This is a genomic window from Crenalkalicoccus roseus, from assembly GCF_004761865.1.
GTDB classification, from domain to species: domain Bacteria; phylum Pseudomonadota; class Alphaproteobacteria; order Acetobacterales; family Acetobacteraceae; genus Crenalkalicoccus; species Crenalkalicoccus roseus.
In genome coordinates this window covers 103,938-128,923 of record NZ_SJDM01000003.1, presented here as the reverse complement: position 1 = coordinate 128,923, position 24,986 = coordinate 103,938, and the positions used below count along the sequence as shown (strand labels likewise).

The following is a 24,986-nucleotide window of genomic DNA, read 5'->3' as shown; positions in this document are numbered from 1 at the left end:
TCCTCCCCCTCGCGGCGCAGGATGCGGGGGATCGCGCGGCCCCTCAACCCCCGCGTCGCAGCGCCGCCCGTTCCTCGGCCCGCCGCACCCGCTCCCGGTGCACGTTGTAGAGGCCGGCCGCGATCACCACGGCGGCGCCGGCGAAGGTGGTCCAGGCCGGGATCTCGCCCCAGATGGCGAAGCCGAGCAGCGTGCCCCAGAGCAGGGGCGAGTATTCGAAGGGCGCGATCGCGCCCACCGGGGCGAGGGCGAAGGCGCGGGCGAAGAGCAGGTGGGCGATGCCGTTCGCCGCGCCGAAGACCAGCAGCGCCAGGCAGCCCGCGAGGCTCGGCAGCAGCGGCGGCGGCACCGGCTCCCCCGCCGGCGCCGGCCACATGGCCGGAACGGCGAGCATCGCCACGCCGCAGGGGATGTGCGCCGCCATCAGCCAGAAGGCGATGGCGCTCGGCGTGTCGGTGCGGGCCAGCATGCGGGTCCAGATCCGGGTGAGTGCCATGACGGCGGTGGCCGCCAGCAGCATCCCCGTCTCCCACCGCCACAGCTCGCCGCCCGGCTGCAGCATGAACAGCACGCCGGCGAAGCCGAGGCAGGTGGAGAGCCAGCGCCGCCAGCCCACCCGCTCACCGAGCAGCGGGATCGCGAGCACGGTCATCAGCAGCGGCGCCGCCGCCGCCACCGCGTAGCTGTCGGCGAGCCCGATGCCGAGCGCCCAGGCCAGGTACCAGGCGGCGGAAACCGCAGTGTGCAGCAGGCTGCGCGCGGCGAGCAGCCCGCGCCGCACCGGCCACAACCCCCGCCCCCGGCAGAGCGCCACCACCATCGCCCCGCCGAGCAGACCGCGCCAGATCATGGCGGCGGCGGGGCCGATCTCGGGCAGCACCCATTTTACCGCCGCGTCGGCGCAGGAGATGACCGCGAAGCCGAGGGCGACGAGGGCGAGGCCGCGCACCGCCTGCTCCCCGCTGGTGCCGAGGGCGGGCGGCGAGGCGCCGCCGAGGCCCGGCGTGTCGCGCATCAGCGCCGCCGCCCCGGTTGCGCGACCGCCGCTTCCCCCTTCCGCCGCGGTCGGCATGGTTCTGGCACGGCGTCACTCCTCCCGCCTGTAGAGTCGGTGGCCCGCGAATTCCGCCACCGGCCGATAGCGCTCCATGGTTTCCGAGAACAGCGGGTGGCGCGAGAAATAGGCGATCACGTCGAAGCGCTGGCCGCCGCATTCGGGAATGCGGGGATCGAGCGCCACCAGGATGGCGGCCGGCGGGGCATGGGCGAAGTCCTCGGCCACCGTGCGGTAGAGGAAGAATTCGGTGCGCGACATCTCCCAGGTCTCGCGGTAGCGCGCCCCGCCTTCCGGGCAGGTGGCATAGACCCCCTGGAGCAGCCAGAGATTCATGGTGCGCAGCGTGGACCGCGCGCGGGCGTAGTTCAGCGCCGGATAGACGGGGAATATGTCCGGCGAGAGCACCAGCAGCCGCTCCCCATAGGCCTCGCGGCGCAGGGCGGCGCTGACCTGCCCCTCTTCCGACCAGGTCCAGGTGATCTGCCGCCAGGGCGCCTCGGCGCCGGTGAAGCCGAAGACGGCGAGGGCGAAGGCGGCGACGGCGGCGGCGCCAGGGGCGGCGCGGCGCGCGGCGCCGGGCGCGAGGGCGCGGTCCAGCCAGCGCGCTGCCATCGCCACGGCCAGCAGCCCGGTCAGAAGCCGCACCGGCAGGGCGTGGTAGCTCCAGCCCTTGTGCTGCACCACCGCCGCCGCCGCCGCGCCGAACGCAGCCAGCACCAGCACCTGCGGCAGCGCCCCGAAGCCGCCGCGCAGCGCCAGGACGGCGAGCGGCAGCAGCACCATCAGCGCCGTTCCCAGCCGCTCGGTCAGGATCACCTGCCACCAGGCGAAGTCGCCGAGATCGAGGTAGTGCTTCCAGACCAGTGGCAGGACATGGCCGGCATAGTCGGGGAAGACCAGGGGAATGGAGGCGAGGTAGGCCGCCCAGGCCGCCGCCATCGCCCAGGGCACGGGGTCACGGAGCGCCGGCCCCGGTCCGCGCCGGAGCAGCACCAGCCCCTCCACCAGGGTGGGGATGGCCAGGAAATGCGGCTTCAGCGCGAAGCCGGTCGCGGCCAGCAGGGCGATGGACAGGCTCGGCAGAAGGGGCGCCGGCCCATCCTCGATCCGGCGGGCCGCAAGCATCAGGTAAGGCAGCGCCGCGACGGTCATCACGTGCTCGCGCTGGGCGAAGTCGTAGCCCGCGGCCAGCGTCGTCAGCGGCAATGCGATGGCGAGGCAGGCGGCCTCGACCGGCCGCAGCCCCGGATCCGGCGCCAGGCGCAGCGCCAGCCAGGCCGAGAGGGCGCAGAGCAGGAGCAGGCTCGCCTGCAGCCCCCGCACCGCATCCAGCGGCGTCCAGGCGCCGATCGCCGCGGGCAGCAGGTTGAGGAGGAAGATCAGGGGCGGGTTGACGTCTATCAGCTCGGCGTAGAGCCGCTCTCCGCCCAGCCAGCGCTGGCTGAAATTCAGCACCGCCGCGGCATCGTGGTTCAGCGGGGGGGAGAGCACCGTCAGCAGGAAGGCCAGCGCCGGCAGCAGCGCCAGGAGGCGGAGGAGCCGCGCCCCGCCCTCCGCCCGGGCGCGTATGGGGGAGCCGGCAAGGGCGCGGTGCCGGGAGGTCACGGGTGGCGGGGATTGCATCCTGGGCCGGGAGGGTTGAGGAGACGAGGTTGCGGGATGATTGCGGCCGGCATACGGCACCGCAGCTTGTGGGAGTCGGCCGCGGCGTGCCAGAAGCGCCGCGTGGAACCCCGCGAATACGACCTGATGGACGCGGCCGAGGAGGGCATGTGGTGGTACCGTGCCCTCCATGCCCAGGTGCTGGACGCCCTCGCCTTCGTCATGCCCGCCCGGCCCGCAGCGCCGCTGCTCGATGCCGGTTGCGGCACCGGGGGGTTCCTCGCCCGCCTGCGCGCGGCGCGGCCTGACCTTCCGGCGATCGGGCTCGAAGTCCACCCGCCCGCCGCCCGGCGCGCCGGTGTCAAGGCGGGGCTGCCCGTGGCGGCAGCTTCGGTCAACGACCTGCCTTTCCGGGACGGCAGCTTCTCGGCGGTGGTCAGCCTCGACGTGCTCTCCCATCAGGCGGTGCAACCTGAACGGGCGCTGGCCGAGATGTTCCGCGTGCTGGCGCCGGGAGGGTGGCTGGTGCTGAATCTGCCCGCCTTCGAGTGGCTGCGCTCCGCCCACGACATGCGGGTGCACAATGCCCGGCGCTACACCGCCACCGGCGCCCGGGCGGCGCTCGAGGAGGCGGGCTTCGGCGCGGTGCGCGTGCGCTACTGGAACGCGCTGCTGCTGCCGCTGATGGCGATGCAGCGCAAGGTTCTGGCCCGGGCGCCGCACAATCGCTCCGATGTCGCCCCGTTTCCGCCCTGGCTGGACCGTAGCCTGCACGCGGTCACCGCACTCGAGCGCCGGCTGATGGCCGCGGGCCTGTCCTTCCCCGCCGGCGGATCCCTGCTCGTCCTCGCCACGCGTCCATGACCCTGACCCAACGCCCGGGACCGGAGCACCCCGCCCCCATGAGCCACCCGATCAAGCCCGCGCCGACCCCGGTGGGGCTGTCCATCGTCGTTCCGGTCTACCGCGGCGCTGCCACCGTCGGCCGGTTGGTGGAGGCGCTGTCGGCGCTGCGCCCGGAGGGCGGCCTCGAGATCATCCTGGTCAATGACGGCAGCCCGGACAATTCCAGTGAGGTCTGCCGCATGCTCGCCCGCACCGCCAGCGTGCCGCTGACCTACATCGAGCATGCGCGCAATTTCGGCGAGCACAACGCGGTCATGACCGGGCTGCGCCACGCCAGGGGCGCCTACGTCATCACCATGGACGACGACCTGCAGAACCCGCCCGAGGAGGTGGTGCGGCTCTACGACCATGCCCGCACGGGCGACTGGGATGTCGTCTACACCCGCTATGCGGAGAAGAAGCACGCCCCCTGGCGGAACCTCGGCAGCCGCTTCGCCAACTGGGTGGCGGACCTGCTGCTGGACAAGCCGAAGGGGCTCTACCTCTCCTCCTTCCGCTGCATGAGCGCCCTCGTCGTGCGCGAGGTGACGAAGTACCGCGGCCCCTACCCCTATGTGGACGGGCTGATCATGCAGGTGACGCAGCGGCTCGACAGCATCGAGGTGCGCCACCTGGCCCGCTCCGAGGGGCGCTCCAACTACACGCTGAAGCGGCTGGTGCGGCTGTGGCTGAACCTCGCCACCAATTTCTCCGTGCTGCCGCTCAGGATGGCGATCGTCGCCGGCGTGGCGATGGGCCTGTTCGGCCTGCTGGGCGCGCTCGCGGTGATGATCGAGGCGCTGATGGGGGTCACGCCCTCGGGCTGGGCCTCGACCATGACCGTGCTGCTGCTGCTCTCCGGCGTGCAGTTCCTGATCCTCGGCGTGCTCGGCGAGTATGTCGGCCGCGCCTTCCTCTCGGCCAACGGCAAGCCGCAGGGGGTGGTGCGCGAGGTGATCGGCCCCGGCGCCGCCTCCTCGCCGCAGCCCGCGCCGCAGCGCCTGCTGCTCGCCGCGGAGGCGGGGCAGTGACGCCCTACTGGCTGGCGCTGGCGGCGGCCATCGCCACCTCCCTGGTCGGCCAGGTGCTGCTGAAGGCGGGCGCCGGCGTGGCGGGCGGCTTCCTGGTCCAGCTCCTGCGGCCGGCCACGCTGATCGGGCTCGCCTGCTACGCCGGGGCGGCGCTGCTCTACATCGTCGCTTTGCGCCGCATCCCGATGAGCGTGGCGCTGCCCTGCACGGCGGCGAGCTATGTCGCCATCGCACTGATCGGGCATTTCGCCTTCGGGGAGTCGCTCGACCTGCAGAAGATCGCCGCCATCCTGCTGATCAGTGGCGGCGTGGTGCTGCTTGCGACCAGCGCCTGAGGAGCGGGATCACACCGCTGCCACGATCGTGCCGGCTGCCGCGGTCAGCGCTACCACCACCCATACCGGAACGCGCCACCACACCAGCGCCGCGAAGGCGAGCAACGCCACCGCGAAATCCGCCCCCGTCAGCACGCTACTGGTCCAGATCGGGTTGTAGAGTGCCGCCGCCAGCACACCAACTACGGCGGCATTCACCCCCTGCAGCGCCGCTCGCGCGCTTGGCCGGTGGCGCAGCCGGTCCCAGTAGGGCAGCATTCCATAGACTAGGAGCAGCCCGGGCAGGGACACCGCCAGCAGGCCGATGATGCCTCCGAGCAGCCCGTTCGGGGCTGGTCCCTGTACCGCGCCGAGGAAGGCGGCGAAGGTGAAGAGCGGCCCCGGAAGCGCCTGCGCCACGCCGTAGCCGGCCAGGAACTCGTCCGCCGTGACCCAGCCGGGCGGCACATAGGCGCGCTCCAGCAGCGGCAGTACGACATGGCCGCCGCCAAAGACCAGCGAGCCGGCGCGGTAGAAGGCTTCGGCCATTGCTACCGCGTGCGAGTCCGTTGCCAGCGTCAGCAGCGGCAGACCCAAGAACAGTGCCAGGAAGGCGACCAGCGCGGCGACCGCGCCTCCGCGTGGGGCTTGGAAGGACAGCGCCATGTCAGTCAGGCCCATCTGGTCACCCTTGTAGAGCGCAAAGCCCGCCATGGCGCCGGCCAGGATCACGCCGACCTGGGTGAAGGTCGAAGGCAGCAGCAGCAGCGCCGCGGTCGCAAGCACGGCAATGGTGGCGCGCGGCCGGTCGGGGCAGAGGCTCGCGGCCATGCCCCAGACCGCCTGTGCTACCACCGCAACGGCCACCAGCTTCAGCCCGTGCACCACGCCCGCGCCGGTGCCGCCCACCGCCAGCTCGGCACCATGGGCGGCGAGCAGCATCACGACTGCTGAAGGAAAGGTGAATCCCACCCAGGCGGCGACCCCGCCGGCTGCGCCCCCGCGCAAGAGGCCGAGGGCGAAGCCGACTTGGCTGCTGGCCGGACCGGGCAGGAACTGCCCAAGCGCAACCAAGTCAGCATAGCCCTTCTCGTCTATCCAGCGCCGCCGGATAACGAACTCCTCGCGGAAATAGCTGAGATGCGCGATCGGTCCGCCGAAGGAAGTAAGGCCAAGACGGAGGAAGGCCACCAGCACCTCGAAGAAGGAACCCGGCGCTCCGGCCCGTGTCGCAGCCGGTGGCCGATCGGCGGTGCTGCTCATGCCGTTCCTCCCCTTCGCCGGCGCGGCCTCCCTGCCCCCCTTGCGAGCGCCTGTCACCGCGGAACAGTCGCCCACCTCAGTGGTTGAAGCCGATATGCTGAAAGAAGGGAAGGCCATGATCGGGAAGACGCTGTGGGCCATCGCCGAGGGCTACATCCCCGGCCAGAGCACCGGCGAGGGACCGGCGCTGGAGAGCCATGAGACGCTGTGCGTGCTCAACCCCAACGAGAGGGACGCCTCGATCGAGCTCACGCTCTACTTCACGGACCGGGAGCCGGTCGGCCCCTATCGTCTGAGCGTGCCGGCCCGCCGCACCCGGCATTTCCGCTTCAACGAGCTCAAGGACCCCGCGCCGGTGCCGCGGGACACCGACTATGCCAGCCTCCTGCGCTCCGACCTGCCGGTGATCGTGCAGCACACGCGGCTCGATTCGCGGCAACCGGCGCTGGCGCTGATGACGACCATGGCCTTTCCGGGCGGCTGAGGGTGGTGGCCGGCGCTACATCGCCTCCACCTCGGCGACGCCGGGCAGCACCTTCATCGCCTGCATCAGCCGCGGCGAGACATTGAAGCCGCCGGGTAGGGCGAGTTCCACCTCCTGCCCCGGCGCGGTCCGGGCGACGACGAGCACCCGTCCTCTGCCCCGACCCTCGCGCTGTAGCAGGGCGCGGATCGGTTCTACCGACGCCGTTGCCTCCAGCCAGAGGCGCATCCCCTGGCCAACCTCCTGTGCCGCCTTTTCCAGCGCCTCCACCTCGCTCGCGGTCAGACGCAGCGTCTCGTTCTCGAGCCGGGCCTCGGCCGTGATCAGCACCGCGCTGCCTTCCGCGAGCAGCTCGCGGCTGCGGGAGAGCACCTCGGAGAAGCAGGTGACCTCGTAGCTGCCCGCCTGATCGGAAAGCGAGACCCAGGCCATGCGGCTGCCGGTGCGCGTCGTGCGCTCCTTCATCCCCGCCACCGTGCCGGCGAGCTTCAGCCGCGCCGTGCCGCCACGCGCCCGTTCCGCGATGCGCGAGGACGGCGTGACGCCGAGGCGCTGCAGCACGCCCCTGTAGGTGTCGAGCGGATGGGCAGAAAGATGGAAGCCGACGGCCTCGGCCTCGAAGGCGAGCTTCTCGAGCTGCGGCCAGTCCGGCACGTCGGGCAGGCGCAGCGGCTCGGGCCTGGCGTCCACGCTGCCGAACAGGCCGATCTGGGCGCTGGCGCGGTCCTCGGCCGCGGCCTGGGCGCGGCGCAGGATGATCTCGGCGCCGGCCACGAGTCGCGCGCGGTTCGGCTCCAGAGCGTCGAAGGCACCGGCCTTGGCCAGGTTTTCGATCTGCATCTTGTTGAGCAGCTTCGGGTCCACCCGCTGCGCGAAGGCGGCGATGGAGCCGAACGGGCCGCCGCGCTCGCGTTCCGCGACCAGGTCGCGCATGGCGCCGGCGCCGACGCGCTTCACCGCGGCGAGGGCAAAGCGGATGGCATCCTTCCCGTCGCCGGTCCGTTCCACCAGGAACTCGGCTCCGGAGCAGTTCACGTCGGGCGGCAGCACGGGAATGCCGAGGCGCGTGGCCTCCTGCATGTGGGAGGCGAGCTTCTCCGTCTTGTCGAGGTCGAGCGTCATGGAGGCGGCGAGGAAGGCCACCGGGTGGTTCGCCTTCAGCCAGGCGGTCTGGTAGCTGACCAGCGCGTAGGCGGCGGCGTGGGACTTGTTGAAGCCGTAGTCGGCGAACTTCTCCATCAGGTCGAAGATCTCGCCCGCCTTCGCGGCTTCCACGCCCCGCTCGGTGGCGCCCCGGACGAAGATCTCGCGCTGCTTCTCCATCTCGGAGCGGATCTTCTTGCCCATGGCCCGGCGCAGCAGGTCGGCGGCGCCGAGCGAGTATCCCGCCAGCTCCTGCGCGATCTGCATCACCTGCTCCTGGTAGACCATGATGCCGTAGGTCTCTTCCAGGATGTGGTGGATCCTGGGGTGCGGGCTCTCCCACTTCTCCCCGTGCTTGCGCGCGCAGTAGGCGGGGATGTTGGCCATCGGGCCGGGGCGGTAGAGCGCGACGGCGGCGACCAGGTCCTCGAAGCGGTCCACCTTCATCTGCCGCAGGCAGTCCCGCATGCCCTGGCCTTCGAACTGGAACACGCCGGCGGCGTCGCCACGACGCAGCATCTCATAGGTCTTCGCGTCGTCGAGCGGGATGCGGGCGATGTCCACCTCCACGCCGCGGGACTTCAGGATGGCGAGCGCCTTCTCGATCACCGTCAGCGTCTTGAGGCCGAGGAAGTCGAACTTCACCAGGCTCGCCTGCTCGACATACTTCATCGAGTACTGGGTGATGAGCATCTCGCTCCGCGGGTCGCGGTAGAGCGGGATGATCTCCACGAGCGGCTTGCGGCCGATGACGACGCCGGCCGCGTGGGTGGAGGCGTTGCGGTAGAGCCCCTCCACCTGCCCCGCGATCTCGAGCAGCCGCGCCACCTGCTCGTCCCCGTCGCGCATCTGCTGCAGCCGCGGCTCGCCCTCGATCGCCTGGGCGAGCGTCACGGGCTTCGCGGGGTTGAAGGGGATGAGAGAGGCGATGCGGTCCACCTGGCCGTAGGGCATACCGAGCACGCGGCCGACGTCGCGCACCGCCGCCTTGGCCTGCAGCTTGCCGAAGGTGATGATCTGCGCCACGCGGTCCGCGCCGTATTCGCGGCGGACGTAGTCGATCACCTCGTCGCGCCGGTCCTGGCAGAAGTCGATGTCGAAGTCCGGCATCGAGACGCGCTCCGGGTTGAGGAAGCGCTCGAACAGCAGCCCGAAGCGGAGGGGATCCAGGTCGGTGATGGAGAGCGCCCAGGCCGCGACCGAGCCGGCGCCGGAGCCGCGGCCCGGCCCCACCGGGATGCCCTGCGCCTTCGCCCACTGGATGAAGTCGGCGACGATCAGGAAGTAGCCGGAGAAGCCCATCTGCTCGATGACGCCGAGCTCGTAGTTCAGCCGCTCGTGGTAGGTGCTCCGCGTTCCCGCATCCGCCCCCATGGCGTCAAGGCGACCATCGAGGCCGCGCTTCGCCATGTCCCGCACCGTCTCGGCCTCGGTCATGCCGGGCTGCACCTTGGGGCAGACCGGCAGTTCGGGCTTCCGCGTCTCCGTCATCACCGCGCAGCGGCGGGCGATGGCCAGCGTGTTGTCGCAGGCCTCCGCCAGGTCGGCGAAGACGGCGCGCATCAGCTCTGGCGGCTTGAACCAGTGCTCGGGCGTGACACGGCGCCGGCCTGGCTCGGCCAGAAGCCGTCCCTCGGCGATGCACAGCAGCGCGTCATGCGCCTCGTGCATTCGCGCCTCGGCGAAATAGACGTCGTTAGCGGCGACGATGGGCAGCGCCACCTCGTCGGCCAGCGCCAGCAGCGCCGGCTCGATCGCGCGTTCGACCTCCAGCCCGTGACGGTGCAGCTCCACCGCCAGCCGGTCCGGGAAACCTTCGGCGAGGCGGGCGAGCAGCGCCGCCGCCTTCTCCCGCCGACCCTCCGTGAGCAGCCGCGCCACGGGCCCGGTGGTGCCGCCGGTGAGCAGCATCAGCCCCTCGGCGTGCTCCAGAAGCGTCGGCAGCCGAAGGCATGGGCGCCCGGAGGGATCGGCATCGAGGAAAGAGCGCGAGGAGAGGCGCTGCAGGTTGTCGAGTCCCCGCGCATCCATGGCCAGCGCCACCACCGGGTCGGGAGGCAGGCGCTCGGCTTCCGGCCGGTCGTCGGCGGCGGTGCGGGAGAGGAAGAGCTGGCAGCCCATGATCGGCTGCACGCCCTTTGCCGCGCAGCTCTGGGCGAATTCCAGCGCGCCGAACATGTTCGCCGTGTCGGTCAGCGCCACCGCCGGCATGCCGGCCTCGCGCGCCAGGGCGGCGAGCTTCTCCGCCTTGATCGCGCCCTCGCTCAGCGAATAGCTGGAATGGACGTGGAGGTGGACGAAGCTCTCGGCCATGCGCGACTCCCTGGGACGCCAGGGTAGCACAGGGACGCCGCGACGGGCATGGGGCCGACCCTCAGCCCGCCACCACCCTCCCCTCGCGCAGCGTCACCACCCGGTCCATCCGCGCGGCAAGATCCGGATTGTGGGTGGCGATCAGCGCCGCCACGCCACGGTTGCGCACCGCGTCCAGCAACTCGGCGAAGACACGGTCGGCGGTGGCGAGGTCGAGATTGCCGGTCGGCTCATCGGCCAGGAGGATGCGCGGGCGGTTGGCGAGCGCGCGCGCGATCGCCACCCGCTGCTGCTCGCCGCCCGAAAGCTTGCCGGGCCGGTGATGTTCCCGCCCCTTCAGGCCGAAAGCGGCCAGCAGCTCCCGCGCCCGGGCATGGGCCTCGGCGCGCGGGGTGCCGGCGGCCATCTGCGGCAGCGCGATGTTCTCCTCAGCCGTGAATTCCGGCAGCAGGTGGTGGAACTGGTAGACGAAGCCAATCGTGCCGCGGCGGATGGCGGTGCGCTCGTCGTCGGAGAGGGTGCCGGCGGCGCGGCCTTCCACCACCACCTCTCCGCCATCCGGGCGCTCCAGCAGCCCGGCAAGGTGCAGCAGCGTCGATTTCCCGGTGCCGGAGGGCGCGACCAGCGCGACGATCTCGCCCGTGGAGAGGGTGAGGTCGGCGCCGCGCAGCACCGGAAGCTCCCCCGCCTCGGTGCGGTAGCGGCGCTCGACCCCTTCAAGCCGGAGGGGCGGCGCCCCGTTGCTACTCATTCCGGAGCGCCTCCACCGGGTCGGTGCGCGCGGCGCGCCAGGAGGGATAGAGCGTCGCCAGCAGGGACAGCACCAGCCCCATGCCGACCACCTGCGCCACCTCGTTCGGGTCCACCACTGCGGGCAGTTGCGAAAGGAAATAGACTTCCGGGCTGAACAGCTCCGTCCCGGTCAGCGACTGCAGGAATTGGCGGATGCTTTCGATGTTCAGGCAGAACACCAGGCCGAGCGCGAAGCCGATCGCCGTTCCCACCACGCCCACCGAGGCGCCGCAGAGCAGGAAGATGCGCATGATCGCCCCACGCGTCGCCCCCATGGTGCGCAGGATGGCGATGTCCCGCCCCTTGTCCTTCACCAGCATGATGAGGGAGGAGATGATGTTGAAGGCGGCGACGATGATGATGAGCGTCAGGATCAGGAACATCACGTTCCGCTCGACCTGCACGGCGTTGAAGAAGCTGCTGTTCGCCTCCTGCCAGTCCACGATGCGCACCGGCCGCACATCGGCCAGCGCGCGGCGGATCTCCAGGTTGGCGGCACGTACGCGCGTCGGATCGCGGACGAACACCTCCACCTGCGTCGCAGCGTCGGGCACCTGGAAGTAGAGCTGCGCCGCCTGCATGGGCAGGAAGACGAAGCTTGAATCGTACTCGTTCATGCCGACGTTGAACATCGCCACCACGCGGTAGGCGCGCACGCGCGGCACGGTGCCGAAGACGGTGGCGCGTCCCTGCGGCGAGACCAGGGTGATGCGGTCGCCCAGGCCGACGCGCATGCGCGCGGCCAGCGTGGTGCCGACGACGATGGCATCCTCCCCCTCGAATTCGTCGAGCGAGCCGAGGCGGATGTTCCCGGCGATGATCTCCCGCGCCCGCAGATCCTCCGGCCTGATGCCGCGCGCGAGACCGCCGGAGGCGCCGCCCGCCTCGCTGGTCAGCAGCACCTGGCCTTCCACGACCGGGGTGGCGGCCACCACGTCGGGCAGGCCACGTATGCGGTTGGTGACGGCATCGAAATCGGGCATGGGCCCACCATCGGCGGCATAGACTCCCATGTGGCCGTTCAGGCCGAGGATGCGTCCCAGCAGCTCCTGCCGAAAGCCGTTCATCACGCTCATCACGATGATGAGCGTGGCAACCCCGAGCGCGATGCCCACAAGCGAGAAGATGGCAATGACGGAGACGAAGCGCTCGCCCTTCCGTGCCCGCAGGTAGCGGAAGGCGATCATGCGCTCGAAGGCGTTGAACATCGAACCTCGTTCAGTGGCTTCGGACGCGTGCCACGGCATCCTCGGGCGAGACCTCGGCGCGCTCGCCCGTGGCGCGGCGCTTGAGCTCGACGCGTCCGGCCGCGGCGCCGCGCGGGCCGACGATGACCTGCCAGGGGAAGCCCATCAGATCGGCATCGGCGAATTTCACCCCTGCCCGCTCCTCGCGGTCATCCAGCACCGCCTGCGGGGCCAGCGCGGCGTAGATCCGTTCCGCGGCTGCGTCGCAGGCCGCCTCCCCCGGCTTCAGGTTCAGCACCGCGGCGGCGAAGGGCGCGACCGGATCGGGCCAGATGATGCCATGCTCGTCGTGGCTGGCCTCGATGATGGCGCCGACCAGGCGGGAGACGCCGATGCCGTAGCTGCCCATCTCCGGCGTCACCGGCTTTCCGTCCGGCCCGCTGACGTGCAGCCCCATGGCGGCGCTGTACTTGGTGCCGAAATAGAAGATGTGGCCCACCTCTATGCCGCGGGCGGTGACGCGCTTCTCCTCCGGCACCTCGGCCCAGGCGGCTTCGTCGTGCTTCTCATCCGTCGCGGCGTAGCGGCTGGTCCAGAACTCCACGATGGGCGAAAGGTCGCCCTGGTAGTCCACGGGGCGTGACAGCACGTCGAACTCCAGCAGGTCCCGGTGCAGGAAGACCTGACTTTCTCCGGTCTCGGCCAGGATGATGAACTCGTGGCTGAGATTGCCGCCGATCGGCCCGGTATCCGCCTGCATGGGAATCGCCTTCAGCCCCATGCGTGCGAAGGTGCGGAGATAGGCGACAAACATCTGCCGGTAGCTGCGCTGCGCCCCCTCATGGTCGAGGTCGAAGCTGTAAGCGTCCTTCATCAGGAATTCGCGGCCGCGCATCACGCCGAAGCGGGGGCGGATCTCGTCGCGGAACTTCCACTGAATGTGGTACAGGTTGCGCGGGAGGTCGCGGTAGGACTTCGCGTAGGCCTTGAAGATGTCGGTGACCATCTCCTCGTTGGTCGGGCCGTACAGCATCTCGCGCTCGTGCCGGTCCCTGATGCGGAGCATCTCCGGCCCGTAGGCGTCGTAGCGGCCCGACTGGCGCCAGAGATCGGCCGTCTGGATGGTCGGCATCAGGATCTCCTGGGCGCCGGCGGCATCCTGCTCCTCGCGCACGATCTGCTCCACCTTGCGCAGCGCCCGCCAGCCCAGCGGCAGCCATGCGTAGATGCCGGCGCTGGTCTGCCGGATCATGCCGGCGCGCAGCATCAGGCGGTGCGAGGCGACCTGGGCCTCGGCAGGGGTTTCCTTGAGCGTCGGCAGGAAGGCGCGGGACAGGCGCAAGGCGGAATCCTCGGGGCGAAGGGCAGGTGCGGCGGACAGTAGGGGCGGCGGGCCGCCTCCGCCAGAGGGCACGGGCCGGCCGACGAGCCAGCAATTCCATTGCCATGCTGCGCTGCAGCGCGCATCATTGGATGCAACCGGGCCGGCAGGACGCAAAAAAAGGTTTCCGCCGGTCCTGCCATGGGCTAGACAAAAAGCGGGCCGCGCCTAGGCGCGGCCCGAGTTTAGGGAGGAAACGCCAGTCACACGGCAGGAAGAGGATCACCCTCTTCCCGGCGATGATGGTGGCGCGACCGCCCGGGGCGGGACAACGAAAAATGCGCCCCGCCACGCCGCAAAATACGGCTTTCAAACAGCATCTGCCCAAAACGAAGGCGGCACCCCCCGAAAGGGCGGGCAAGCCGCCTATTTTTCAGGCATCGCCAGCCAGCCCTCGCGGAAGCTGATCCAGTTGCTTTCCACAAGGGCGTAGATGCCAAGCCAGACCACGGCGGAAACGAGAGTGGTGGCGATCAGCTTGCGCAGCAGCAGGGGCTGCTCGGGCGCGCCGCGCCAGCCGCCGGCGGCGGGATCCCCATCAGGATCCGGGCGGGTGCCGAAAGGCAGCACGGCGAACAGCACCGTCCACCACACCAGAAGATAGACGATGATGCCGGTGAACCAGTTCATGCGGCGTTTTCCCTGCCCCGCTCACCGGCCGCAAGAGGCCGTTCCCCGGGCTCTCTATACCCGCAGCAGGTGCACCTCCACGTTCGGCCGCTTGCGCAGCCGCCGCCCCACCGCCCGGCGCAGCACCGACCGCGCCGCCTCGCGCAGCGCCTCGTCCTCACGCCGCTGCGCGCTCGGCAATTCCCCGATCACCCGCGCGACCTCGGCCGCAAGCTGGCGCGGCTCCACATCCTCGCCCTCGAACAGGCCAGGGGCGGAGACCTTGGGCTCTCCCAGCACCCGCCCCTCCCGGTCCACGGCCAGGGAGGCCACCACCAGCCCGTTGAACAGCATGCGCTTGCGGGCCGCCAGCACGCCGCCGGACAGCGGCAGCAGTCGGCCATTGTCCACCGCCAGCCGTCCGGTCGGCACGCCCGCCACCACCTCGGGCCGCCCCGGCGCGAGGCGCACCACATCCCCATCCTCGACGAGCAGAGGATCGGCGCCGCAGGAACGCGCCAGCGCCGCATGCTCGGAAAGGTGGCGCCACTCGCCATGCACGGGAATGGCGTAGCGCGGCCTGACCAGGCCGTAGAGGCGCTTCATCTCGTCGCGCGCAGGATGGCCGGAGACATGGACCATGTGGTCATCCGCCGTCATCACCCTGCAGCCGCGGCGGGCGAGGTCGTCCTGCAGGCGCAGGATGGCGCGCTCATTGCCGGGTATCATGCGCGAAGAGAAGATCACCGTGTCCCCTTCCCCGAGCGCGATAGCGGGATGAGTGTCGGCGGCAATCTTGGCGAGCGCCGAGCGGGGCTCACCCTGACTGCCGGTGCAGATCAGCAGCAGCGAATCATCGGGCAGGTATCCCGCCTCCTCCTCCGGAACGAAGGGCGGAACGTCGCGCAGATAGCCACATTCCCGCGCCGCTGCCTCGGCATTGCGCAGGGAGCGGCCGAACAGCGCCACCTGCCGCCCGGCGGCGGTGGCGGCGCGGGCGATGCTCTCGATCCGCGCGATGTTGGTGGCGAAGCAGGTCACCGCCACCCGCCCCTTCAGGCCGCGGATGATGGCGGCGAGGTTGCGCCGCACCTCCCCCTCGCTGCCGGAATGCCCCTCTACCAACGCGTTGGTGCTGTCGCACACCATGGCCAGCACGCCCTCCTCGCCGAGGCGGGCGAAGGCGGCCTCGTCGGTGCGCGGACCGATCAGGGGATCGGGATCGAGCTTCCAATCCCCCGTGTGCAGCACCAGGCCGTGCCGGGTGCGGATCGCCAGCGCCTGCGCCTCGGGCACCGAATGCGCGACGTCGAGGAACTGCAGATCGAAGGGCGGCAGGGAGAAGCGGCCGCCGAGCGGAAGGGTGGACAGCCGCACCTCCCCGTGTAGCCCTGCCTCCGCCAGCTTGCGTCGCAGCACGGCGGAGGCGAAGGGGCCGGCGTAGACAGGGCAGCGCAGGAAGGGCCAGAGATGCACCACCGCGCCAAGATGGTCCTCATGCGCGTGGGTGATGACGAGGCCGACCAGGCGCTCCCGCCGCTCGACCAGCCAAGCCGGATCGGGCACCATCGTCTCGACCTCCGGAGCCTCGGGCCCGCCGAAGCCGATGCCGCAATCCACGGCCAGGAGCGCACCGTCGCAGCGATAGACGTTGAGGTTCATGCCGATCTCGCCGGTTCCACCGAGCGGAATGAAGGCGAGATCGCCACCGGGCAGCGCCGAGGGATCCTCCCCGGACGCCGTGTCCCATTCGCCGTCCCCTTCGGGGCCGGCAGGCATGGCTGGCTGGTTCATGACGCTTGTCTAGGCGGAGTCACGCGGGTTCCTGGGTGGGGCAGGCGCCGGATTGCGCGCCGCGATGAGCCGCAGCCCCTCGAGAGTGATGTCAGGATCTATGCGCTCGATGATCGTGGTTCCTTCGGCGAAGAGCGGGGCCAGGCCGCCGGTGGCGATCACCTTCAGCGGCGCCTCGTGCTCGCTGCGGATGCGGGCAACGATGCCCTCGATCATGCCGACATAGCCCCAGAAGATTCCGGACTGCATGGCGGCGATGGTATCGCGCCCGATCACCGCCTGGGGCCGGCCGATACCGATGCGCGGCAGCCGGGCTGCCGCCTTGTGCAGTGCCTCGAGCGACAGGTTGATGCCAGGGGCGATGACGCCGCCGAGATAGGCACCGTCCTCGTCCACCACGTCGAAGGTGGTGGCGGTGCCGAAATCGATCACCACCAGCGGGCCACGGTAGTGATGATGCGCCGCCAGCGCGTTGAGCAGGCGGTCCGCCCCCACCTCCGCCGGTCGGTCCACCCGGATCTCGAAGCCCCAATCGATTGTGGAGCGCGCCACAAGCGGCTCGCAGGAGAACCATTCGCGGGCAAGGCGACGCAGGTTGTAGAGCGCCGCCGGCACCACCGTGCCGATCACGCACCGGTCTATGTCGGTGGGCTTCAGGCCGCTGAACTGGAACAGCGCCAGCAGCCAGACCGCGTACTCGTCCGAGGTGCGGTCAGCACGGGTGGCGATGCGCCAGCGGCCGCGCCACTCGACGCCGTCGTGCACGGCGAAGACCACGTTGGTGTTGCCCGCATCCACCGCCAGCAGCATGGCTAGCGCACCTCCATTGCCGCGACCTCGCCGGCGGTGATGCGCCGAAGGCCCTGCTCCGTCTCCAGCAGCAGGCTGCCATCCTCCGCCAGGGCGGCATAGCGCCCGGCAATGCTCCCCTCCCCGACGCGCACCGTCAACGCCGTGCCGCGGCGGGGCCCAGCGGCCTCCCAGGCGGCGCGCAGCGGCGCGAAGCCCTGCGCCGCCTGAACCCTGCGCCAATGGTCAAGCCGTGCCAGCAGCCGCGCGGCGAAGGCCTCCGGCGCTTCGCCGCCACCGAGCATGGTGGTCGGCCGGTCCGGCAGCGCCGGCGCGGCGGCCAGATTGACGCCGATGCCGAGCACCAGCCAGGCAAGCCGTCCCTGTGGCCCGTCATCGCGGGCCAATGCGCTTTCCGCCAGGATGCCGCCAGCCTTGGCGTCCTGATGGAGCAGGTCATTCGGCCATTTCAGCCGCAGCGCCTGTGCTCCCACCAGGGCCGCAGCGGCCTCGAACAGCGCGACACCGGCGAGCAGCGCCCACTGCCCCGCCTCCCGCGCCGTTCCGGCGGGGCGGAGAAGGACGGAAAGGTACAGGTTGCCCTGCGGTGAGGCCCATTGGCGGCCATTCCGCCCACGCCCCGCGGTCTGGCGCTTCGCCAGCACTGCGAGACCCTCCGACGCTCCCCGCTCGGCCTGCTGGATCAGCCAGTCCGAGGTGCTGGGAAGGGTGTCGAACATCTCCAGCCGCCAGCCTGGCGGCAAGGCGGGAGCGGTCCCACCGGCATCGGGCCGGAGGGAGGTGGGAAGGGTCCGGGCCTCCTCCCCGGGCCTCACCCGAGCAGCGCCGCCGCCGCGATCCCGGCCGCCGCCAGCATCGGGGCGGGGAAGAGGCAGAAGGCCAGGTTGAACAGCCCGGTCGTTGCCATCACCACGGAAAGGCTGGGCGGGGCGCGCTCCAGCGCGGCTTCTGGCGGCTGGTCGAAATACATCACCTTGACGATGCGGAGATAGTAGTAGGCCGCGACCACGCTGGTCAGCACGCCGATCACCGCAAGCGTCCAGTAGCCGCCCTGCACCGCGGCGAGGAAGACGTAGAGCTTGCCGAAAAAGCCCGCGAGGGGCGGAATGCCGGCCATGGAGAACATGAACACCGCCATCCAGAGCGCCATGGCGGGGTCGGTGCGGCCAAGTCCCGCGAGATCCTCTACCTGCTCGACCGCCCGGCCGCTCCGCCGCATCGCCACCAGCACGGCAAAGGCGCCGATGTTCATGAACACGTAGATGGCGATGTAGACGATCAGGCCACGCAGCCCGACATCGCTTACCACGGCAAGGCCCATGAGGGCGTAACCGACATGGCCTATCGAGGAATAGGCCATCAGCCGCTTCAGGTTGCGCTGGCCGATTGCGGCGAAGGCGCCGAGCAGCATGGAGGCGATGGAGATCAGCACCACCACCTGCTGCCACTGTGCCGCCAGATCCGCGAAGGGGCCGAGCAGGACGCGGGCGAGCAGCGCCAGCGCCGCCACCTTCGGCGCCGCGGCGAAGAAGGCGGTCACGGGCGTCGGCGCCCCCTCGTAGACGTCGGGCGTCCACATATGGAAGGGCACGGCCGAGATCTTGAAGGCAAGCCCCGCCATCACGAACACCAGCCCGACCACCACGCCGGGCGAGACGCCCTCCTGCGCGGCAAAGGCGGCGGCCAGGCGATCGAAATTCGTGGTGCCGGCAAAGCCATAGACGAGCGACGCCCCGTAGAGCAGCAGCCCGGAGGCAAGCGCGCCGAGGACAAAGTACTTCAGCCCCGCCTCCGCCGACCGGCCGGCATCGCGGTCGAAGGCGGCCATGACGTAGAGGGGCAGGGAGAGCAGCTCCAGCCCCAGATAGACCGACATGAGGTCGTTGGCCGAGATCATGACCATCATGCCGAGCGTGGCGAACAGCACCAGCACCGGATACTCGAACCGGTTCAGCCGCTCCCTGGTGTTGTAGTCGAGCGCGAGCAGCAAGCCGAGGGCGGCGCCGATCAGCGCCAGCACCTTCATGAAGGAGCTGAAGGAGTCCGCCACGTACAGACCGTTAAGGGCCACTCCTTCCTGCTGCCCGAGGACCAGCACCGCGGCAAGGAGCAGCGAGCCCGTCACGGCCATCGCCATGGGAAAGAAGGTGTCCCGCTTCGGCAGCACGCCAATCAGCAGGATCGCAAGGCCGCAGAGCGCCAGCACGAGCTCCGGCAGGGCGAGAGTCCAGGCCATGGTGTCACATTCCTGCCATGCGGGAGGCGAGGCCGAGCGCGGCCTCGTGCCGCGCCACCAGCGCCGCGACGCTGGCGTCGAAGAAGGAAAGGAAGGATTGCGGGTATATGCCCATCCAGAGCGTCAGCAGGATCAGCGGAGTGAACACCGCATACTCCCGCGGCGAGAGATCAAGCAGCCGACGCAGGTCATCGCGCGTGATCCGTCCGAAGGCGACGCGGCGGTAGAGGTAGAGCATATAGGCCGCGCCGAGGATCATGCCGAGAGCCGCCCCGAAGGCAACCCACGGATTCACCCGCCATGCGCCGAGGATGACCAGGAATTCGCCGACGAAATTCGCGGTGCCCGGCAGCGCCACCGACGCCATGGTGAACACCATGAAGACAAGGGCGTAGGCCGGCATGATCATCGCCAAGCCGCCGTAGCGGGCGATCTCGCGCGAATGCACCCGGTCGTAGAGCACGCCGACGCACAGGAACAGGGCCCCCGACACGACACCGTGCGCCAGCATGGTGAACAACGCGCCCGAAAGGCCCTGCATGTTGAAGGTGAAGATGCCAAGGGTAACGATGCCCATATGTGCGACGGAGGAATAGGCGATGAGCTTCTTCATGTCCTCCTGCGCCAGCGCCACGAGCGAGGTGTAGACCACGGCGACAATGGAGAGGACGAAGATCAGCGGCGCGAACTCCGCGCTCGCATGCGGAAGCATAGGGAGGGAGAAGCGGAGGAACCCATAGGCACCCATCTTCAGCAGCACGCCAGCGAGGATGACCGAGCCCGCGGTTGGCGCCTCCACATGCGCGTCCGGCAGCCAGGTATGTACCGGCCACATCGGCACCTTCACTGCGAAGGATGCGAGGAAAGCGAGGAAGATCCAGGTTTGGGCCGCGCGCGGAACCTCGACGTTGAACAGCTCCGGGATATCAGTCGTGCCGGCGTTGTACCAGAGATAGAGGATCGCCAGCAGCATGAGCACGCTGCCAAGCAGGGTGTAGAGGAAGAACTTGAAGGCGGCGTAGACCCGTCTCGCCCCGCCCCATACCCCGATGATGAGGAACATCGGGATCAGGACGCCCTCGAAGAATATGTAGAAGATGACGAAATCCAGGGCGCAGAACATGCCGACCATCATGGTCTCCAGGACCAGGAAGGCGACCATGTACTCGCGCACCCGCGCCGTGATGGCTTCCCAGGAGGCAAGGATGCAGATCGGCGTCAGCGCGGTGGAAAGCAGGACGAACAGCACCGAGATGCCGTCCACCCCCATACGGTATCCGACACCGAACTCGGGCAGCCACTCCAGCCGCTCCTCGAACTGAAATTCCGCAGAGCTGCGGTCGAACTGGAACCACAGGATCAGCGACAGCGCGAAGACGACCAGGCTGGTCCAGAGGGCTGTCCATCGTGCGTTCTGTGCCACGACCTGTTCGTCGCCGCGGACGAACATGATGATCGCCGCCCCTGCTAGCGGCAGGAAAGTGATCAGCGATAGTAGGGGAAAGCCGGCGGCGTTCATCGCACGAAACCGATCAGGAAGAGGGAAACGAAGATGACGAGACCGATGATCATCGCAAAGGCGTAATTCGCCACCCTGCCTGTCTGCATCCGCACGGCGCCCCGGGAAGCCTGGACAGCGAGATCGGCGGCACCGTTCGGCATGCCGTCGATGATGCGGGCATCGCCCACCTTCCAGAACACTTCCGCCAGCCGGCGCGCAGGCCGCACAAAAAGCGCGTCATACAGCTCGTCAAAGTACCACTTGTTCAGAAGGAACAGATAAAGGCCGCGGAAGCGGGAAGCCAGCCGGCCGGGCAGCTCCGGCGCGATCATGTACATCACATAGGCCAGCGCGATCCCAGCGAGGCCGATGGCAGCAGGAGCGATCGGCACCCAGCCCGGCACTTCGTGCATATCGTGCAGGATGTGATTGTCAGGACCAGTAAAGACGCTGCCTTGCCAGAAGGCCTGCTCGTGGGCACCGATGAACAGCGGGTAGAACAGGTACCCCACCCCGATGGCGCCCGCTGCCAGGACCAGTAGCGGAAACAGCATCACCCAAGGGCTTTCATGCACATGCTCCATGGTATGCGCATCGGCTCGCGGCGCACCATGGAAGGTGAGAATGAGCAGGCGCCAGGAATAGAAGGCGGTCAGGAACGCGGCGGCCAATCCCAGGATGAAGGCATACATGCCTACCGGGCTGTGCGCTGCGAATGCGGCCTCGAGGATTGCATCCTTGGAGTAGTAGCCGGCAAAGAAGGGGATCCCCGCCAGCGCCAGACTGCCGATCCACATCACCACATAGGTGATTGGGATCTTGGTCCAGATTCCCCCCATCTTCCGGATGTCCTGCTCATCGGACATGGCATGGATCACGCTGCCGGCACCAAGGAACAGCAGAGCCTTGAAGAAGGCGTGGGTGAACAGGTGGAACATCGCCACCTGATAGGCTCCAACGCCGGCTGCGAAAAACATATAGCCAAGCTGGGAGCAGGTGGAATACGCGATCACCCGCTTGATGTCGTTCTGCACGCAGCCCACGGTGGCGGCAAAGAAGGCAGTGGTCGCACCCACCACGGTGACCAAGGCCAGCGCGGTTGGTGCGAACTCGAACACCGGAGACATCCGGCAGACCAGGAAGACGCCAGCCGTGACCATGGTGGCCGCGTGGATCAGGGCAGAAACGGGCGTTGGGCCTTCCATGGCATCTGGCAGCCAAGTGTGAAGGCCAATCTGTGCCGACTTGCCGCAGGCGCCAAGGAACAGTAGCACCGCGATCAGCTCCAGGGCATTAACGCCGAGAAAGATATCCTGCGCCCTGTCCGGCACCGCGGCAAAGATGATGGAGAATTCAATACTGCCGAACACGAAGAAGGTCAGAGCGACACCCAGCATGAAGAACAGGTCGCCAACGCGATTGACGATGAAGGCCTTCATCGCGGCGACATTCGCGCTTTCCTTCTCATACCAGTAGCCGATAAGGAGATAGCTGGCGAGGCCCACTCCTTCCCAGCCGAAGAACAGCTGGGCAAGATTGTCTGCCGTCACCAGCATCAGCATCATGAAGGTGAACAGCGACAGGTAGGCAAAGAAGCGGTACGGCGTCGCATCGTGCGACATGTACCCCACGCTGTAGAGATGGATCAGCGTGGAGATGAAGGTGACCATCATCACCATGACGGCGCTGAGCGTGTCGTAGCGCAACGCCCACGAGGCCTCGAGTCCGCCGACCTCCATCCAGGTGACAATCGGAACTGTCGTAGGCTGACCGCCGAGTGCAACTTGAGCAAAGGCGCCGATGCCACAAACAGCAGCCAGCACCATACAGATGACGGTGGACCATTGGGCGACGCGGTCTCCGATCCAGCGGCCAAAAAGGCCACTGATGGCGGCGCCCAACAAAGGGAAGAAAACGGCACCGACGAGCATCGCCCTAGCCTCTCAGGGTCGAGATGCCCTCGACCTCGATGCTTCCACGGTTGCGGAAGTAGATGACAACGATGGCAAGGCCAATCGCAGCCTCGGCAGCTGCGACGGTGAGAACGAACATGGCGAAAACTTGGCCTGCCAGATCGTTCAGCCAGGCGGAAAAGGCCACCAGGTTGAGGTTCACCGAGAGGAGGATCAGCTCGATCGACATCAGGATCACTATCACATTCTTCCGGTTCAGGAAGATGCCGAAGATGCCGAGAACCAGCAGAATGGCGGCAACGATGAGATAATGCGCAAGACCGATGACCATCTCAGTGCCGCTCCCCGTGATCCGCCTCTCCATGGGCGGGTTCCGCTAGACGGCGCGTCTCTTCCGGTGGCGGAGGCCGGCGGATGCCGAGTTCCCGAATGCCCGCACCAACCGGCACCTTTTCTGCGGCAACCGAGCCGCTGCGCGCGATCTGAACAGCGATGTTTTGCCTCCGCATGGCGGGTCGGCCGCGGAGCGTCAGGACGATGGCCCCGATCATGGCAACCAGAAGTATCAGCCCCGCCGCCTGGAAGAGATAGATGTAGTCCGTATAGAGGAGGAGGCCCAACGCCTCGGTATTGGTGACCGGGCTCGGTGGCGTGGGCGCAATGCGCAACGCTTCCGCCTGGTCCGCGAAGGTCCAGGCACCAAGCACCAGGACAAGCTCCAGGAACAGGATGCCACCGACGATCGCACCGATCGGCGCGTAGCGCTGAAAACCCTCGCGCAGTCGGGCGAAGTCGATGTCCAGCATCATGACCACGAAAAGGAACAGGACTGCGACCGCGCCGACATAGACGATCACCAGGATCATCGCCAGGAACTCGGCACCTGCTATCAGGAACAGGGCAGCCGCGTTGAAGAAGGCAAGGATCAGGAAGAGAACGCTATGCACGGGGTTGCGTGCCGTCACCACCATGACCGCGGAGGCGATCAGGATGGCTGCGAAGAGGTAGAAGGCCGCCGCAGCGATCATCGCAGGCCTCCTGGACCAAGTGGCGTCATGATGTCGTCCGATGGCAATCCCCGAGGGGGCAGGAAAACAAGGGCCGCGTCAGTGCGGCCCTAAGCGTGGCTACCGGTAGGGGGCATCAAGTTCGAGGCGCTTGGCAATCTCAGGTTCCCATCGATCGCCGTTGGCGAGCAGCCGCTGCTTGTCGTAAAGCAGCTCTTCTCTGGTCTCGGTCGCGAATTCGAAGTTTGGCCCCTCGACGATGGCATCTACAGGGCATGCCTCCTCACACATGCCGCAATAGATGCATTTGACCATGTCGATGTCGTAGCGCGTGGTGCGCCGCGATCCGTCCTCGCGAGGTTCGGCCTCGATGGTGATCGCCTGCGCAGGACAGATAGCCTCGCACAGTTTGCAGGCAATGCAGCGCTCCTCGCCATTGGGATAGCGACGCAGCGCATGTTCGCCCTTGAAGCGCGGCGACAGCGGTCCCTTCTCGTAGGGATAGTTGATCGTTGCCTTGGGCTTGAAGAAGTAGCGCAATGTCAACGCCAGCCCTGAGACAATTTCTGATAGCAGCAGGCTGCGTGCGACGCGGTCTAGACTAGCCATAGCCGCATTTCCTTGGTGATTGGAGCGCTTTTCAGCAGAGGCTTCATGCCGGCAACCACCCCGTCAGCTTGAGGACACCGGCCGTCAGCACGAGCCAGAACAGGCTGAAGGGCAGAAACACCTTCCATCCCAGCCGCATGAGCTGATCGTAGCGGTAACGTGGAAAGGTCGCGCGCGCCCAAATGAAGACGAACAGACAAAGCGCGACTTTGAGTGCAAACCATACGAAGCCGGGAATCCAGGTGAATGGCTCGGCGTTGATGGGCGGCAACCAGCCACCAAGGAACAGGATGGTTGCCAGCGCCGACATCAGGATCATGTTCGCGTATTCGCCCAGGAAAAACAGGGCGAAGGACATGCTGCTATATTCCACAAAGAAACCTGCCACCAGCTCACTCTCGCCTTCCGGCAGGTCGAAGGGAGCGCGGTTGGTCTCGGCGAGCGCGCTGATGAAGAAGATCACGAACATCGGGAAAAGCGGGATGAAGAACCAGACGCTTTCCTGTGCTCGGACGATCTGCGTCAGGTTCAGTGAGCCGACGCAAAGCAGGACGGTCACGATGACGAAGCCGATGGAGACTTCGTAGCTCACCATCTGCGCCGCACTGCGCAGCGCGCCAAGAAACGCGTATTTGGAGTTGGATGCCCAACCAGCAATGATGATGCCGTAGACGCCGAGCGAGCTGATTGCAAACAGATAGAGGATGCCGACATTGATGTCAGCTATCGCCCACCCATCCTGAACGGGAATGACCGCCCAGGCCACCATCGCCAAAAGGAAGGTGAGCATTGGCGCCATGATGAAGAGCAGCCGGTTCGCCCCCGAGGGGATCACCGTCTCCTTCATCAGCATCTTTATGGCGTCCGCGAAGGGCTGCAGCAGACCAAAGGGACCGACCACGTTCGGACCCTTGCGGAGCTGTATCGCCGCCAGCACCTTGCGCTCCGCCCAGGTGAGATAGGCAACTGCTATCAGCACCGGCACCAGAAGGGCTAGGGTTTGTGCCACCGTAATCACCAGCACGCCGGCCGGCGATGCCAGGAATCCGTCCATG

General features: G+C 68.2%; 22 protein-coding genes. 4 read left to right on the top strand and 18 right to left on the bottom strand.

Annotation, left to right across the window (positions count from 1 at the left end):
- Positions 1–43 precede the first annotated feature (43 nt).
- Entirely contained in the window at positions 44–1,015 is a 972-nt protein-coding gene (locus ET526_RS04475; RefSeq protein WP_240048249.1) for a DMT family transporter, read from the bottom strand.
- A gap of 72 nt (positions 1,016–1,087) precedes the next feature.
- A complete protein-coding gene (locus ET526_RS04470; protein WP_240048248.1) occupies positions 1,088–2,662 on the bottom strand; it encodes a hypothetical protein in 1,575 nt (524 codons plus the stop codon).
- Between the two features lie 120 nt (positions 2,663–2,782).
- Between ET526_RS04470 and ET526_RS04465 the strand changes: the two genes are divergently transcribed.
- The 3 genes from ET526_RS04465 to ET526_RS04455 are packed head-to-tail and all read left to right on the top strand — an operon-like array spanning position 2,783 to position 4,910.
- The gene (locus tag ET526_RS04465; protein ID WP_135466472.1) at positions 2,783–3,523 is read left to right on the top strand and encodes a class I SAM-dependent methyltransferase; all 741 of its coding nucleotides are present in this window, start codon (positions 2,783–2,785) and stop codon (positions 3,521–3,523) included.
- Between the two features lie 38 nt (positions 3,524–3,561).
- Positions 3,562–4,575 (top strand): glycosyltransferase family 2 protein, encoded by a 1,014-nt coding sequence (locus tag ET526_RS04460; protein WP_135466471.1) that lies wholly within the window; start codon positions 3,562–3,564, stop codon positions 4,573–4,575.
- Complete coding sequence (locus tag ET526_RS04455; RefSeq protein ID WP_135466470.1) at positions 4,572–4,910, top strand: DMT family transporter; 339 nt, start codon at positions 4,572–4,574, stop codon at positions 4,908–4,910. Before ET526_RS04460 ends, ET526_RS04455 begins: the two co-directional genes overlap by 4 nt.
- A gap of 9 nt (positions 4,911–4,919) precedes the next feature.
- Here ET526_RS04455 and chrA read toward each other — a convergent pair whose 3' ends face one another.
- The gene (gene chrA / locus ET526_RS04450; RefSeq protein ID WP_135466469.1) at positions 4,920–6,152 is read right to left on the bottom strand and encodes a chromate efflux transporter; all 1,233 of its coding nucleotides are present in this window, start codon (positions 6,150–6,152) and stop codon (positions 4,920–4,922) included.
- 115 nt (positions 6,153–6,267) lie between these two features.
- On the opposite strand from chrA, the gene ET526_RS04445 reads away from it, so the two are divergent.
- Entirely contained in the window at positions 6,268–6,636 is a 369-nt protein-coding gene (locus ET526_RS04445; RefSeq protein WP_135466468.1) for a sensory rhodopsin transducer, read from the top strand.
- A gap of 15 nt (positions 6,637–6,651) precedes the next feature.
- On the opposite strand, the gene dnaE is transcribed toward ET526_RS04445, so the two are convergent.
- From dnaE to nuoH, 15 genes are all read right to left on the bottom strand, one after another.
- Entirely contained in the window at positions 6,652–10,092 is a 3,441-nt protein-coding gene (gene dnaE / locus ET526_RS04440) for a DNA polymerase III subunit alpha (RefSeq protein WP_135466467.1), read from the bottom strand.
- Positions 10,093–10,153: 61 nt separating this feature from the next.
- Complete coding sequence (locus ET526_RS04435; protein ID WP_135466466.1) at positions 10,154–10,843, bottom strand: ABC transporter ATP-binding protein; 690 nt, start codon at positions 10,841–10,843, stop codon at positions 10,154–10,156.
- A complete protein-coding gene (locus ET526_RS04430; protein WP_135466465.1) occupies positions 10,836–12,092 on the bottom strand; it encodes a lipoprotein-releasing ABC transporter permease subunit in 1,257 nt (418 codons plus the stop codon). Before ET526_RS04430 ends, ET526_RS04435 begins: the two co-directional genes overlap by 8 nt.
- Before the next feature lie 10 nt (positions 12,093–12,102).
- On the bottom strand, positions 12,103–13,413 hold the full coding sequence (proS, locus tag ET526_RS04425) for a proline--tRNA ligase (protein WP_135466464.1): 1,311 nt from the start codon (positions 13,411–13,413) through the stop codon (positions 12,103–12,105).
- A gap of 405 nt (positions 13,414–13,818) precedes the next feature.
- Positions 13,819–14,082 carry a DUF1467 family protein gene (locus tag ET526_RS04420; protein WP_135466463.1) on the bottom strand — a complete coding sequence of 88 codons (264 nt, stop codon included), beginning with the start codon at positions 14,080–14,082 and terminating at the stop codon, positions 13,819–13,821.
- A gap of 54 nt (positions 14,083–14,136) precedes the next feature.
- Positions 14,137–15,723, bottom strand: coding sequence for a ribonuclease J (locus ET526_RS04415; RefSeq protein ID WP_240048259.1), 1,587 nt, complete (start codon positions 15,721–15,723; stop codon positions 14,137–14,139).
- 141 nt (positions 15,724–15,864) lie between these two features.
- Positions 15,865–16,665 carry a type III pantothenate kinase gene (locus ET526_RS04410; RefSeq protein WP_135466461.1) on the bottom strand — a complete coding sequence of 267 codons (801 nt, stop codon included), beginning with the start codon at positions 16,663–16,665 and terminating at the stop codon, positions 15,865–15,867.
- 2 nt (positions 16,666–16,667) lie between these two features.
- Positions 16,668–17,384: a biotin--[acetyl-CoA-carboxylase] ligase gene (locus ET526_RS04405; RefSeq protein ID WP_135466460.1), complete on the bottom strand. Its 717-nt coding sequence runs from the start codon at positions 17,382–17,384 to the stop codon at positions 16,668–16,670.
- A 92-nt stretch (positions 17,385–17,476) separates the two neighbouring features.
- Positions 17,477–18,901 (bottom strand): NADH-quinone oxidoreductase subunit NuoN, encoded by a 1,425-nt coding sequence (gene nuoN / locus ET526_RS04400; RefSeq protein WP_135466459.1) that lies wholly within the window; start codon positions 18,899–18,901, stop codon positions 17,477–17,479.
- A 4-nt stretch (positions 18,902–18,905) separates the two neighbouring features.
- Positions 18,906–20,420, bottom strand: coding sequence for an NADH-quinone oxidoreductase subunit M (locus tag ET526_RS04395; RefSeq protein ID WP_135466458.1), 1,515 nt, complete (start codon positions 20,418–20,420; stop codon positions 18,906–18,908).
- Positions 20,417–22,333, bottom strand: coding sequence for an NADH-quinone oxidoreductase subunit L (gene nuoL / locus ET526_RS04390; RefSeq protein WP_135466457.1), 1,917 nt, complete (start codon positions 22,331–22,333; stop codon positions 20,417–20,419). The genes ET526_RS04395 and nuoL overlap by 4 nt, the downstream gene beginning before the upstream one ends.
- A gap of 4 nt (positions 22,334–22,337) precedes the next feature.
- The gene (gene nuoK, locus ET526_RS04385) at positions 22,338–22,646 is read right to left on the bottom strand and encodes an NADH-quinone oxidoreductase subunit NuoK (protein WP_135466456.1); all 309 of its coding nucleotides are present in this window, start codon (positions 22,644–22,646) and stop codon (positions 22,338–22,340) included.
- Between the two features lies 1 nt (position 22,647).
- Positions 22,648–23,343, bottom strand: coding sequence for an NADH-quinone oxidoreductase subunit J (locus ET526_RS04380; RefSeq protein ID WP_135466455.1), 696 nt, complete (start codon positions 23,341–23,343; stop codon positions 22,648–22,650).
- Positions 23,344–23,442: 99 nt separating this feature from the next.
- A complete protein-coding gene (gene nuoI, locus ET526_RS04375) occupies positions 23,443–23,931 on the bottom strand; it encodes an NADH-quinone oxidoreductase subunit NuoI (protein WP_135466454.1) in 489 nt (162 codons plus the stop codon).
- A gap of 43 nt (positions 23,932–23,974) precedes the next feature.
- A complete protein-coding gene (gene nuoH, locus ET526_RS04370; protein ID WP_135466453.1) occupies positions 23,975–24,985 on the bottom strand; it encodes an NADH-quinone oxidoreductase subunit NuoH in 1,011 nt (336 codons plus the stop codon).
- Between the last annotated feature and the right edge of the window lies 1 nt (position 24,986).